This window comes from Corallococcus aberystwythensis, from assembly GCF_003612165.1.
Taxonomy (GTDB): domain Bacteria; phylum Myxococcota; class Myxococcia; order Myxococcales; family Myxococcaceae; genus Corallococcus; species Corallococcus aberystwythensis.
Window position 1 is genome coordinate 1 of the sequence record NZ_RAWK01000270.1, and the last position, 13208, is coordinate 13208.

Genomic DNA, 13208 nt, shown 5'->3' on the forward strand with positions numbered 1-13208 from the left:
GTGTTCCCCCCAGCGTGAAGGGGGCGGAGGCCAGGCAGCCTGTCCGCCGCCCCCTTCACGCTGGGGGGAACACTCCCTGTGTCCCCCGGTGCCGGACGACCTCCGCCCACGTTGACCAACCGCATCCAAGCGGCCACCATCGCGCGCCGGGGGAACAGGACGGGAGTGGGCTGTATGGAAGAGTATTTCAATATCCGTGTACGAAAGGTGCGCGTTCGCCGCACATGCCACCTGTCCACACGACGTACGGCGGGTGAATCGTCACGTGCCGAAAGTTTTTCCGTCTCTTGCGCGATTGATTCCCTCCCCTGGGTTGCAGGCTGGCTCCGCCATGGAAACCTGATCCCCCCATGGGCACCGACGACCTCTTCGCGCACACAGTCCTGTCCGAATCGGGTGACGCCGTGACCGACGGTGGCGGAGCGCCCGTCTTGATGTCGCCGCCCGGACAGGAGGTCCAGGAAGGCACGGTGCTGGGCAACTACCAGCTGGAGAAGCTCCTGGGCGAAGGGTCCATGGGCCGGGTCTTCCAGGCGCGGCACGTGCGGCTGGGGCGCCAGGTGGCGCTCAAGGTGCTCAAGCCGGAGCACGCGCGGGACAGCTCCTTCGTGCAGCGCTTCTTCCAGGAGGCGCGCACCGTCAATCAGATCAACCACGAGCACATCGTGGAGGTCTTCGACTTCGTGGACGACTCGCCCAACGGGCACGTCTACTGCGTGATGGAGCTGTTGCGCGGGCAGAGCCTGACGGCGCTCCTGAAGGAGGAGGGGCTGACGCTGGAGCGCGTGCAGCGCATGGGCGTGCAGGTGTGCGCGGCCCTGGGCGCGGCCCACCAGGTGGGCGTGGTGCACCGGGACATCAAGCCGGACAACCTCTTCGTCACGCACCGCTCCGGGCAGCAGGACTTCGTGAAGGTGCTGGACTTCGGCGTCGCGAAGCTCATCACCACGCAGACGGGCGTGAGCCTCACGGGCACGCTGGACGGGACCATCATCGGCACGCCGGCGTACATGGCGCCGGAGCAGGCCGCGGGACTGCCGGTGGACGCGCGCGCGGACATCTACGCGGTGGGCAACATCCTCTACGAGATGCTCTCCGGCCACCCGCCCTTCCAGGCGCAGGCCTTCGGGCAGCTGGTGGTGCAGATCATCACCCAGCCGCCGCCGGCGCTGCCCACGCACCTGCCGTCGGGAGAGCGGGTGCCGCAGGAGCTGGCGGAGCTGGTGATGCGCTGCCTGGCGAAGGAGCCGGAGGCCCGGCCGCAGCAGCTGGCGGAGGTCACCACGTCGCTCTTGCTGATGCCCACCGCGCCGGCCGCCGCGCCGCGCGCGGAAGCGCTGGTGGAGGAGGCGGAGCGGCCCACCCTGCGCATGAAGGTGCCGGGGATGCTTCGCGACCGGCGGCTCCAGGTGTCGGCGGGGCTGGCGGCGCTCGCGCTGGTGTCCGGCGTCACGACGTGGACGGGCCTGCACTCGATGCGCGCCTCCGATGCCGGGCAGGCTCCGGTGGCGGTGGCGTCCGCGTCCTCCGCGGGGGCGCCGGTCGCGGGCGCGATGGACGCGGTGACGCTCACGGTGCACTCGTCGCCCCCGGGCGCGAAGGTGGTTCGCGTGGACACCGGCGAGGAGCTGGGCACCACGCCGCTGACGAAGGCGCTGCGCCGGCAGGCGGTGCCGCCACAGTTGCGTGTGGAACTCGCGGGCTACGTTCCGCTGGAGCGGGCGGTGGAGCTGAAGCAGGATGCCGCCGCCGCGGAGCTCACCGTGCCGCTCGTGAAAGCGAGTCCGGGGCCGCGCCGCGCCCCCGCGCGCGCGCCGGGCCGCAAGGGAGGAAGCAGGGATGCGGTCATTGATCCGTTCGCGTCGCCGTGAGCACAAGGCCCTGAGCCTGGTGCTCGCGCTCGCGCTGGGGACGCCGTTCCCGGCGGTGGCGGCGGCGGAGGCGGCGGCGGCCACCGCGGGCGCGGAGGAGCAGGCACGGGAGAAGTTCTCCGAGGGCAACCTGGCGTACGACCTGGGTGAGTTCGACCGGGCGCTCAAGGCCTTCAGCGAGGCGTACCGCCTCAAGCCGCTGCCCGCGTTCCTCTTCAACATCGCGCAGTGCCACCGGCAGCTGAACAACCCGTCGCGCGCGGCCTTCTTCTACCGCCGCTACCTGGCCCTGTCGCAGGAGGAGCCGGCGAACGCGGACGTGGTGCGCGAGCTCATCGCGGAGATGGACACCAAGGCGCGCGTCCAGGATGAGCAGCGCCGGGAGCGCGAGCGCTTCGCCCGGGACCGCGAGCTCCAGAAGGCGCGGGAGCAGGCCGCGCTGGCGGAGGCGCGCGCGAACGAGTCGAAGCTCGCGGTGAATCCGTCCGCCGCGCCGCCGGAGAAGAACGGGGCCTCCGAGGCCCTGGCCATGCAGGTGCCGGACGCGTCCGTGAAGACGCAGGCGGACGCCTCCAAGCCGTGGACGCGCCGCTGGTACGTCTGGGCGGGCGTGGGCGCGGTGGCGCTGCTCGCGGGCGGCGCGGTGTGGATGGCCACGGCACCGGACCCCCGGGACACGACGCTCGGCACCGTGGGGCGGTAGGCGGCTCTCCGCGAAGGCCGCCGGGTGGCGGCCTTCCTGCTCTCAGCGCGGGGGTGGGGGCGCGGAGGCCTGCGCCAGCACCTGCGCGGCGATGCGGCCGATGCGCGCGTGGAACGACGGGGCGTCGTGGAAGGTGAGGCGCACGTCGCCCACCTTCAGCTCGTCGCCCGTGCGCAGGAGGCGGAGCTGCTCGGCCTCCAGCGGCTCGCCGTTCACCGTCACCGGCCGTGACTGCGCCAGCCGCTCCACCTTCCAGCCGCCTTCCGGCGTGGGGTGCAGGGCGAACTGTTCCCGCGACACCGTGGCGTCGTTGACCACGAAGGTGTTGTGCGACGCGCGCCCCAGCTTGAGGGGGCCGCGGTCCGCGACCCCCATCAATTCGAAGCACAGCGCGTCGCCCGCGGGCAGGCAGTCACGCAGGTCCATCATGGGCAGCCGCGTGGCCGCCACGTTCTGCTCCTCGGGGACGTTCCACGCGCCCGCCTCCCACACCAGCCACGCGTGCGGGTACTTGGCGTTGAACTTCTCCTGGAGTGCCATGTGCTGCCGGATGAGCAGCGAGAGCAACAGGGCTCGCATATCTCCCGTCATAACCCCATCCCCCGCCTCCGCGTCGCCCTGATGGCTTCCCGGGTGTCCACGAGTGGGCGAATGGCCCTCCGGGAAGACTACAACCGGGCAACCACGGCCTTCGCCATCCGCTCCGGCGCGCCCGCGTCCATGGGCAGGAAGAGGCACGGCTCCGTCACCTCCACCTCCTGAAGCCGCGTGCGCCCCGCGTTGTCCGTGGCCACGTCCACGCGCGCGTACAAGAGCCGCGCGCCGCCGCACGCCTCCATCACGTCGTGCGCCACCTGCTGCTCCGCCGCGTCGTCCGGCGTGAAGCCGTGCGGCTCCGCGAAGCCCCGGGGCGCGGTGGACAGGGTGGGCGGGCGGCGCACCGCGTGGCTGAAGACGCCGTTGAAGAAGATGTACGAGCGCTCGCCCTCCGTCTCGAAGGCGCGCAGGTAGGGCTGCACCATCACGTCCCCCTCCTTCGCCAGCTCCGCCACCTTCGCGCTCGCGTCGTCCCACCCCTCGCGCCGGACGATGAAGACCTTGAGCCCGCCCGCGGCCACCGCGGGCTTGAGCACCACCGCGTCCCAGCCGCGCTCGCGCGCCGTGGCCGCCACGTCCAGCGTCCCTCCGGGCGGCACCCAGACGGTGGGCGTCAGGGGCAGGCCGCGCGCCTCCAGCGTCTTGAGATATCCCTTGTGCGTGTTCCACCGGAGCACGTCCGCCGGGTTGAACAGCCGGGTGACGCTGGCCACGCGGTCCGCCCAGGCGAGGAATTCATCGCGGCGCAGGTGGCTGTCCCAGGCGTTGCGCACCACCGCCGCGCGCACGCGGCTCCAGTCCACGGCGGGGTCGTCCCAGATGACGGGCCGTGCGTCCAGGCCCAGGGCCTGGAGCGCGGGCACCAGCGGCGCGTCCAGCGGGTGCATCTGCGGCAGTCCGGCGTAGGTGATGACGGCGATGTCCAAGGCGGCGGGCTCCAGGCGACAGGAAACGCGCCGCGTTCTAACGCGCTCCCGCGCCCCGCGCAGCCACGCCCCTGCGTCAGGCGGACCGCACCACGGGCGGCTCCCCCACGGCCGCCGTCTCCACGGTCTGCTGCGACAGCTGCTGCGCCAGCGTCTTCGCCTCGCGCGCCACGCGCCCCAGCTCCGCCTGGCCGTGAGGGAAGGGGGCCGCGGGGCCCTCCAGCGCCAGGAGCTGCTGGCGCAGCGCCGCGCCGTTGGGCGTGCGCTTCTCCGGGTCCTTCTGGAGCAGTGACATGACGATGAGGTCCAGCGCCAGCGGCACCGAGGGGTTGAGCTGCGAGGGCGGGACGACCTCCTGGTCCACCGCCGCGCGCAGCAGCACCTCCTCCGAGTGGCCGCTCAGCGCGCGCCGGCCGGTGAGGGCCTCGTGCAGCGTGAGCCCCAGGGCGAAGAGGTCCGCCCGCCCGTCGATGTCCTTGCCCATGGCCTGCTCCGGCGCCATGTAGCCCAGCTTGCCGCGCACGCTGCCGGCCACCGTGAGGTTCGCGCGGGCCGCGTCGCGCGCGATGCCGAAGTCCGACAGCTTCACCTCGCCAATGCGCGACACCAGGATGTTGGGCGGGTTCAGGTCCCGGTGGACCAGCCGCAGCGGCACGCCGTCCGCGCTGGTGCGACGGTGCAGGTAGTCCAGCGCGGACGCCAGCTCCGCGGCCAGGAACGCCGCGGCGGCCACGGGCAGCGGCCGGCGGTTGCTCGGCTTGAGCAGCGCGCTCAAGGGCAGGCCGTCCACGTACTCCATCGCCAGGAAGTAGGTGCCGCCGTGGCGGCCCAGGTCGAACACCTGGACGATGTTGGGGTGGTAGAGCGACGAGCACAGCTCCGCCTCGCGCCGGAACATCGTCACGAACGCCGCGTCGTCCGCGTACGACGGGAGGATGCGCTTGAGGGCCACCTGCTTCTCGAAGCCGCCCTCCGGTGAGTACGTGGCCCGGTACACCTCCGCCATGCCGCCCGCGCCCAGCCGTTCGTGCAGCACGTACTTGCCCATCACCTCCTGCTCGCGCAGCGCCGCCAGCGCGCTGCGCGTGCGCTCCAGGAAGTGCCGCGCCAGCGTGGCCGTCAGCGCCCCCGTGGCCACGAAGAAGAACGCGCGCACGCAGATGAACAGCGGCGCCAGGGTGACGAGCGGCTCCTCCGGCAAGAGCGGCAGCACGAAGCCGAAGTAGAGCGACAGGTACTCCGCCGCCACCAGCGCGCCCGCGGCCAGCCCCAGGCGCGGGTTGCTGCGCAGGCCCGCCAGCGTCACCAGCGTGCCCCAGATGACCAGCGTGGGCGCGGTGAGCGCGTAGACGGGGCCCTTGAAGTGCAGGTCGAACGCCAGCACCACCGCGGGGATGCTCACCTCGATGAAGACGTTGAGCCACGGGATGGCCGGGTGGAACGCGCCGGAGCGCAGGACCCACCACATGCACGCGTAGTAGCCCGACAGCACCCCTGACAGGCCCATCAGCGCCAGCGTCAGGTCCCAGCCCATCGCGGGGCCCAGCGCCGCGGCCACCACCACGCAGATGGCGGACAGGATGCTCATGAAGCGCGCCACCGACAGCTCTCGCGCCTGCGCGTCACGGCGCAGGTGCGCGTCCAGGAAGCGCGACACGGTGCTGGATGGATTCCGGGTAATCATGTCCCCCCCACTCTAGAACGTGGCAGGACGCGTCATCCGCCTGCTCCCCCACACGTTGGGTGCGCTCCTAACACACCTTCCGCCACACGGGAGGCCTTTGGAGCCCCACGAAGTGGACTTCACGGGTCAGGTATCGCTGAAATGTTGCACCCCCGCCCCACGCCGCATGCGAGGCACGGGGGCTTTCACGCCACACCGTCTCTTCTTTCACGGCACTGCCTTCGGGCAGGAGGCTTCATGCGCAGCTCCCGTTTATTGCTGGCCGCCCTGGGCGCGGTCCTGTTGTTGGGCAGTGCCTGCGGATCCGATGAACCAGAAGTTCGCGCGGTCTGCGGTGACGGAAAGAAGGAAGGCGCCGAGCAGTGCGATGACGGCAACACCACCGGCGGCGACGCGTGCGAGGCGAACTGCACGCTGCCCGGCGCCAGGTGCGGCGACGGCCAGAAGGCGGCCACCGAGGCGTGTGACGACGGCAACACGGTGAGCGGCGACGGGTGCGAGGCGGACTGTACCGTCACCCCCACCAAGGCCACCCAGTGTTGGGCCGCCCCTCCCGCGCCGCTGGCGAACGGCGCCACCTGCGCGGTGACGAAGCCGGGCACGGCGGGCAAGCTCTTCATCGGCATCGTGCTCACGGACGGCGAGACGCTGGCCGGCGGCCAGGTGCTGGTGAACGACCAGGGCGTCATCACCTGCTCCGCGTGTGACTGCTCGCAGGCGGCGGGCGCCGCGGAGGCCACGGTGGTGACGTGCCCCACGGGTGTCATCTCCCCGGGCCTCATCAACCCGCATGACCACATCACGTTCCCGGGCGCCCCCGTGGCCAGCACCAGCGTGGAGCGCTATGAGCACCGCCACGACTGGCGCACGGGCAACAACAAGCACACCCGGCAGAACAACCCGGGCAACTCCAAGGCGACCGTCATCTCCTGGTCGGAGCTGCGCCAGGTGATGGCGGGCACCACCTCCATCGCGGGCGCGGGCGGGGCGCCGGGGTTGCTGCGCAACCTGGACACGGGAGGCTCCGCGGGCATCGCGAACCAGGAAGGCCTCTCGGAGCCGTACGCGGACTCGGACACCTTCCCGCTGGGTGACAGCGGCGGCGCCACGCTGGCGGACGGCTGCTCCTACGCGTCGTTCCCGGTCTCGGCGACCATCACCTCGCGCACGTCCGCGTACCTGCCGCACATCGCGGAGGGCATCGCGGCCACGGCGCAGAACGAGTTCCGCTGCCTGTCCACGGGCACGGGCAACGTGCTCTTCCCGCGCTCGGCCGTCATCCACGGCGTGGGCCTCACCGCCCGGGAGATTTCGGAGATGGCGGCGCACGGCACGGGGCTCGTCTGGTCGCCGCGCTCCAACATCTCGCTGTACGGCGACACGGCGATGGTGACGGCGTTCAAGCGGGTGGGCGTGCCCATCGCGCTGGGCACGGACTGGATCCGCTCCGGCTCCATGAACATCCTGCGCGAGCTGCGCTGCGCGGATCAGCTCAACACCACGCGCTACGCCAAGACCTTCACCGACGAGGACCTGTGGCGCATGGTGACGGGCAACGCCGCGGACGCGGTGGACCTCTACGAGCGCGTGGGCCGCATCGCCCCGGGCAGGATGGCGGACCTGGCCATCTTCCGCCTGGGCACGAACGCCGCCTCGCCGTTCCGCGCGGTCATCGCCGCGGAGCCGCAGGACGTGGTGCTGACGGTGCGCGGCGGCAAGCCGCTCTACGGTGACCAGGCGCTGGTGGACGGCCTCAAGGGCGCGGACACCTGCGACGCGCTGGACGTGTGCGGCACCCAGAAGGCCGCGTGCGTGAAGTCGGAGATCAACGTGACGCTGGCGGAGTTCCAGGGCTCCCCGGACACCAAGAGCCTCTACCCGCTGTTCGCGTGCGGCACCCCCGCCAACGAGCCCACGTGCGAGCCGTCCCGCAGCGCGGTGAACACGACCTTCCCGGTGGCCGCCGTCAACGGCTCCACCGTCTATTCGGGCGTGGCGAGCGCGGAGGACGCGGACGCGGACGGCCTCGCGGACGCGAGCGACAACTGCCCCGCCATCTTCAACCCCGTGCGCCCCATGGACAACGGGCGGCAGCTGGACACGGACGGCGACGGCGTGGGTGACGCGTGCGACCCGTGCCCCCTGGAGGCGGGCACCACCGCGTGCGTGGCCTTCCGCGGCGAGGACGACGACCACGACGGCGTGGCCACCTGGAAGGACAACTGCCCCTTCGTGGCCAACGCGGACCAGAAGGACACGGACGGCGACGGCAAGGGCGACGTGTGCGACGGCTGCCCGGCGGACGCGGCCACGTGCTCGGTGGAGGACCCCACCGACTTCGACTACGACGGCCTGACCACCCCCACGGACAACTGCCCGCTGGTGGCCAACGTGGACCAGAAGGACGCGGACGGTGACGGCGTGGGCGACGCGTGCGACCCGTGCCCGGTGCCCAACCCCGGCGGCGCCGCGTGCCCCGCCTCCGTCTACGACGTGAAGGTGACGCCCCGCTTCGGCAACCAGTCCCTGGTGGGCGCCAAGGTGGTGGTGGACGACGTGGTCGTGACCGCCATGGATACGACGAAGTCGGAGCGCGGCTACTGGGTGCAGGTGGCGAACTACCCGGCGGGCAAGGGCGTGGAGAACTCCGGCCTCTACATGTACGCCCTCAAGACCGACGTGGCGGTGGGTGACAACATCCGCGTCGAGGGCACGCTGAAGGAGTACTTCGGCCTGCTGGAGGTGATTGACGCCAAGGTGACGAAGCACAGCGGCTCCAACCCGCTGCCGGCCCCGGAGGTGGTGCGCACGGAGGACATCCGCACCAATGGCCCTCGGGCGAAGGCGCTGGAGGGCGCGCTGGTGGAGGTCCGCAACGTCTTCAACACCCGCCTGGAGAACACCAACCGCGAGTTCATCGTGGATGAGAACAAGTCCGGCGACCCGGCGTCCTCGGGCCTGATGGTGGACGACCAGGCCTTCACCTACCCCACGCAGGTGCTGGGCACCGAGTACCTCACGCTGCGCGGCGTGCTCACGTACACCTTCGGCGACCACAAGGTGCTGCCCCGGAGCGGGGCCGACATGGCCCTCCCGTTCCCGGCGCTGACGGCGTTCACGTCCGGCGGCTTCGCGCGCGTGGGTGGCACGCAGGCCATTCCGCAGGCCCTGACGGTGACGCTGGCGTTCGCCTACCCGCTGGACGTGACGGTGAACATCACGTCGGATGACGCGGCGGCGCTGACCGCGGTGGACGGCAAGGTCGTCATCCCCGCGAACCAGACGAGCGCCACGGTGGCGCTGGATGCGAAGGCGGCGGCGGCCGCGGTGGACCTCACGGCGACGCTGGGTCCGTCCTCCCTGACGACGACACTGCGCGTGCTGGGTGAGAACGAGGCGGCCAGCATCACGGACCTCACCCCGGCGACGCAGGGTGTGGCGCCGGGCGGCACGGCGCGCTTCACGGTGACGTTCGACCGGCCGGTCCCGGCGGGAACGACGCTGGAGCCGCTGGTGACGCCCGTGGGCTTCGGCACCATCACGGCCACGTCCGTGACGGCCGACGCGCTGACGGCCACGTTCGACCTGACCGTGGACGAGGCCAGCACCGGCTCCGGCACGGTGACGCTGGGCTCGCTGAGCGCCACGGTGAACGTCATCACGAACGTGCCGCGGCTGCTGTCGCTCACCCCGTCCACCTCGACGGTGAACGCGGGCGCGCAGCAGGTGTTCACGGTGACGCTGGAGTCCGCTCCCACCGAGCCCGTGCAGGTGCTGCTGGCGCTGGCTCCTGGGGCCACGCCCTTCGGCACGCTGTCCGCCACGTCGGTGACGCTGGGCGCGGGTGAGACGACGGCGACGGTGATGTTCACCGCCGACGCGGAAGGGGAGGGGACGCGCACGGTGTCCGCCTCGCTCAACGGCATCACGCGCTCGGCGACGCTGACCGTGCTGCCTCCGCCCGCGAAGCTCGCCAGCATCACGCCGGACACGGTATCGGTGACGGTGGGCACGACGCAGACGTTCACCGTCACGCTGGACCGCAAGGCCCCCGCGGGCGGCGCGGCCGTGGACGTGGCGTTCTCGGACGCGGGGCTGGGCTCGCTGTCGGCCTCGACGGTGACGGTGCCGGCGGGTCAGACGACCGCCACCGTCGTCTTCACCGCCACGCAGACGACGGGCACCGGCCAGCTCACCGCGTCCTACCAGGGCGTGACGAAGCAGGCGGAGGTCACCGTGGCCCTGCCCCAGGGGCACGTCGTCATCAGTGAGATCGCCGGCCAGGGACTCACCGTGAACGCGGACGACTTCATCGAGCTGTACAACCCGACGAACGTCGACGTGAACATCACCGGCTGGAAGCTGCTCTACCGCACGGCGGGCACCACCAGCACGGCGACGGACTACACGGTGCTGGCCACGCTGCCCACCGCGACCATCAAGGCCCATGGCTACTACCTGGTCGCGAACACCGGCTACTCCACGTCGACGGTCCCCGCGGACCACACGTGGGGAACCCAGGACATCTCCGGCTCCTTGGGCAACGTCCGCCTGGGCACGGCGGAGGTGTCGCTGAATCCCACGGTCCTCACGGGCGTGGTGGACACCGTGGGCTTCGGCAACGGCCGCACCATCGTGGAAGGTGCCGCGGCCCCCTCGCCCCCGGGCAAGGGCGGCAGCATCGAGCGCAAGGCCCGGGCGACGTCCACCGCCGCGACCATGGGCGCGGGCGGCGCGGATGAGCTCGCGGGCAACGGCGAGGACTCCGACAACAACGCGTCGGACTTCGTGCCCCGCACCACGCGCCAGCCGCAGAACGCGTCGTCAAACTCCACCGAGAAGCCGTAGTCCCGGCATCCCGCCCCGCTCCCCTCACCGTGGGGGAGCGGGGAGCTTGAGCCTCTTCTGGAAATGAAAACGCCCGGTTCTCCGCAGGGGAGGACCGGGCGTCTTTCGTTCCGGGCCGCCTGGCCCGGTGGGTTCAGCGCGTCAGCCCGGCGGGCCGCGCACGTGGAGGCCGCCGGAGAGGATTTGATCCAACGACGCCATCAGCGGGTCGTAGTTCACGGCGGCGCGGAACAGGTTGTGGTGCAGGAGGATGCCCAGGTAGCCGCCCATCATCGTGTGGGCCATGTGCACCGGGTCCACCTCCTGGCGGAACTCCTGCCGCTTCTGGCCGTAGCGGATCATCCCCGACAGCACCGCCACGTAGAGGGAGATCTTCTCGCGCAGCGCCTCCGCCACGCGGTCGTTGGACTCCGCGGACTCGGCGGACAGCATCCCGAAGAAGATGCCGTATTCGCGGTGGTAGCGCAGGAACTGCGACGTGCGCGAGACGACGAAGACCAGCTGCTCCCGCCCGGACAGGATGCGGCGCTCGGCCAGCAGCGGCGCGAACTCCATCAGGTAGCGGTTGTGCAGCTCCTCGATGGCCGCCAGCAGCAGGTCTTCCTTGGTGGGGAAGTGCCAGTACAGCGCGCCCGGTGTCATCCGGATGGCCTTCGCCAGGTCCGACATCGTCGTCGACAGGTAGCCCCGCCGGGCGAACAACGTGATGGCGGCCTCCAGGATTTCGACCCGCGTTCTCGCGGCCCGCTCCTGTTTGATTTCGCGCTTCGCTGGTTCCTTGCCCATTTACGGGTAAATCTACACCTCACACCGCCAGTAACGTCACTTTAACGATTTCCGACGGGGCGGCGACGCGCAGGGGCGGGCCCCAGAAGCCGGTGCCACGGCTGACGTAGAGGTGGCTGTCGCCGTCCCGGAAGAGGCCGGCGTCGTGCTTCCAGATGGCGGAGACGGCGAGGGTGAACGGGAAGAACTGTCCACCGTGGGTGTGTCCGGACAGCTGGAGCCCCATGCCCGCCTTCGCGGCGACATCCCAGTTGGAGGGCTGGTGCGCGAGCAGCACCGCCGCGTGGTTGGGATTGCGGCCCTGGAGCGCGGCGTCCAGGTTGTAGCCCCTGGGACCGCTGCGCATGGACCAGTCGTCCACGCCCACCAGGTCGAACGCGCCGCCCGCGTCGCCAATGGTCACGTGACGGTTGCGCAACACGGTGACGCCCAGGCCGGTGAGCGCGTCCGCCCAGGTGCTCGCGTTCCAGTAGTACTCGTGGTTGCCGGTGATGAAGTGCGTGCCCGCTTTCGCCTGGAGGTTCTGGAGCGCGGCGACGGAGTGGCGCAGGTCGGTCACCGTGCCGTCCACCAGGTCGCCGGTGATGGCGACGAGGTCCGGCTTGAGCGCGTTGGCCCGCCGCACCAGCTCATCCATGAAGCGCCGCTGGATGACGGGGCCCACGTGGATGTCGCTCATGTGCACGATGGTGAAGCCGTCCAGGGCCTTGGGCAGGCCGGGCAGCCGCACCGCGACCTCGTTGACCACGGGCGGATGGAACGCGCTCCACATGCCGTAGCCGGTGAGGCCGCCCGCCGCCAGCACCGCGCCGCCCGCGGTGGCCCGCGCGAGGAACCTGCGGCGATCCTCATCGACAGGGGGCACGGAGGGCGCCGGAGCCGGGGGCACGGTGACGGCCAGGTCCGCCAGGGACGGCGGCGTGGCGGGATCCGGCGCGGGCGTGGCGAGCGGCGCGGCGACGCCCCGGTGGCCGCGCGTGCGGGCCACGAGCCAGCGCACCGCGCCCAGCAGCGCCAGGGAGAGCAGCAGGTACACGGCCACGCCCATCCACGTCCACGCGAACACGGCGACGATGAACGCGGAAGGGATGATGCGGGTCACGACCCAGGACAGGAGCAGCGGCAGGCACAGCGCCGTCAGCAGCACCTTGCCGGCCGTGCGCCAGCGGGGGTTCGTGGACGTGTCGCGGAAGAGGCGCCGGTACAGGTAGACGTGGACTTGGACCGACGCGACGCTGACGAGGAGGATGAACAGGATGATGCGCAACGGGCTTTCCACCATGGGAAGCCCATCCTGGCGCGCACGCGCTCCGGCGCAACCGGCACGCGCGTGAAGAAGCGTGAAGCGCGGGAGCCCCAGGCGTGGGGCCCGGGAGCCTGGCTACTTCCCGGCGTCACCCAGCGCGGCGCCAATCTGCTGCCACTCCTGGGCGTAGGTGCCACGGGAGAAGGCGCGCAGGTCGTCGCCCGTCACGGTGCCGCGGGAGAGCGCCGTGTCGAGCGCCCGCACGATGGCCTTCTTGTGCGGCTGCTCCACGTACGGGTTGTCCTCGCGGAAGACCTCGCCGAAGAGCGACTCCAGGCGGCCGTCCTGCTTCAGCCGCTCCACGATGCGGTTCTGCGACACGGGCGCATCCGAGTGCGCGTGCAGCATGGCGGACGCGATGCCGCTCTGGGCGTCCGCGTCCGGGAACTCCTCCAGCAGCCCCAGCTCCATGTCCGCCTGGGCAATGGACTCCGCGTCCGCCGCCGAGGGCGGGGCCTTCACGGCCGGCGTCTGCGGGGGCGTGGGG

Annotated in this window: 9 protein-coding genes; 3 read left to right on the forward strand and 6 right to left on the reverse strand. The window is 71.3% G+C overall.

Annotated elements, in window-relative coordinates:
* Positions 1-350 precede the first annotated feature (350 nt).
* Both D7W81_RS33235 and D7W81_RS33240 read left to right on the forward strand, forming a co-directional pair.
* On the forward strand, positions 351-1871 hold the full coding sequence (locus D7W81_RS33235; protein ID WP_120559426.1) for a serine/threonine-protein kinase: 1521 nt from the start codon (positions 351-353) through the stop codon (positions 1869-1871).
* A complete protein-coding gene (locus D7W81_RS33240; RefSeq protein ID WP_120559433.1) occupies positions 1840-2574 on the forward strand; it encodes a tetratricopeptide repeat protein in 735 nt (244 codons plus the stop codon). The genes D7W81_RS33235 and D7W81_RS33240 overlap by 32 nt, the downstream gene beginning before the upstream one ends.
* A 42-nt stretch (positions 2575-2616) precedes the next feature.
* Here D7W81_RS33240 and D7W81_RS33245 read toward each other — a convergent pair whose 3' ends face one another.
* The 3 genes from D7W81_RS33245 to D7W81_RS33255 form a co-directional block, all read right to left on the reverse strand.
* Positions 2617-3153 carry an FHA domain-containing protein gene (locus tag D7W81_RS33245; RefSeq protein WP_120559427.1) on the reverse strand — a complete coding sequence of 179 codons (537 nt, stop codon included), beginning with the start codon at positions 3151-3153 and terminating at the stop codon, positions 2617-2619.
* Positions 3154-3242: 89 nt separating this feature from the next.
* Positions 3243-4097 (reverse strand): ATP-grasp domain-containing protein, encoded by an 855-nt coding sequence (locus D7W81_RS33250; protein ID WP_120559428.1) that lies wholly within the window; start codon positions 4095-4097, stop codon positions 3243-3245.
* Positions 4098-4173: 76 nt separating this feature from the next.
* Positions 4174-5781, reverse strand: a complete 1608-nt coding sequence (locus D7W81_RS33255; RefSeq protein ID WP_120559429.1) for a serine/threonine-protein kinase — start codon at positions 5779-5781, stop codon at positions 4174-4176.
* A gap of 237 nt (positions 5782-6018) precedes the next feature.
* On the opposite strand from D7W81_RS33255, the gene D7W81_RS33260 reads away from it, so the two are divergent.
* Positions 6019-10629 (forward strand): amidohydrolase family protein, encoded by a 4611-nt coding sequence (locus tag D7W81_RS33260; RefSeq protein WP_120559430.1) that lies wholly within the window; start codon positions 6019-6021, stop codon positions 10627-10629.
* Between the two features lie 141 nt (positions 10630-10770).
* Here the strand turns inward: D7W81_RS33260 and D7W81_RS33265 are convergent, their stop codons facing one another.
* The 3 genes from D7W81_RS33265 to D7W81_RS33275 form a co-directional block, all read right to left on the reverse strand.
* A complete protein-coding gene (locus D7W81_RS33265; protein WP_120559431.1) occupies positions 10771-11415 on the reverse strand; it encodes a TetR/AcrR family transcriptional regulator in 645 nt (214 codons plus the stop codon).
* A 19-nt stretch (positions 11416-11434) separates the two neighbouring features.
* Complete coding sequence (locus D7W81_RS33270) at positions 11435-12697, reverse strand: metallophosphoesterase (RefSeq protein WP_120559432.1); 1263 nt, start codon at positions 12695-12697, stop codon at positions 11435-11437.
* Between the two features lie 99 nt (positions 12698-12796).
* Positions 12797-13208, reverse strand: a 412-nt coding sequence (locus tag D7W81_RS33275; protein WP_120559434.1) for a hypothetical protein, incomplete at its 5' end; no start/stop codon positions are given.

Excerpts from the sequence above, each read along its gene's own strand:
- D7W81_RS33245 (WP_120559427.1), bottom strand. The coding sequence starts at position 3,153 with ATGCGAGCCCTGTTGCTCTCGCTGCTCATCCGGCAGCACATGGCACTC.
- D7W81_RS33240 (WP_120559433.1), top strand. The coding sequence starts at position 1,840 with ATGCGGTCATTGATCCGTTCGCGTCGCCGTGAGCACAAGGCCCTGAGC.
- D7W81_RS33235 (WP_120559426.1), top strand. The coding sequence starts at position 351 with ATGGGCACCGACGACCTCTTCGCGCACACAGTCCTGTCCGAATCGGGT.
- D7W81_RS33270 (WP_120559432.1), bottom strand. The coding sequence starts at position 12,697 with ATGGTGGAAAGCCCGTTGCGCATCATCCTGTTCATCCTCCTCGTCAGC.
- D7W81_RS33260 (WP_120559430.1), top strand. The coding sequence starts at position 6,019 with ATGCGCAGCTCCCGTTTATTGCTGGCCGCCCTGGGCGCGGTCCTGTTG.
- D7W81_RS33265 (WP_120559431.1), bottom strand. The coding sequence starts at position 11,415 with ATGGGCAAGGAACCAGCGAAGCGCGAAATCAAACAGGAGCGGGCCGCG.
- D7W81_RS33255 (WP_120559429.1), bottom strand. The coding sequence starts at position 5,781 with ATGATTACCCGGAATCCATCCAGCACCGTGTCGCGCTTCCTGGACGCG.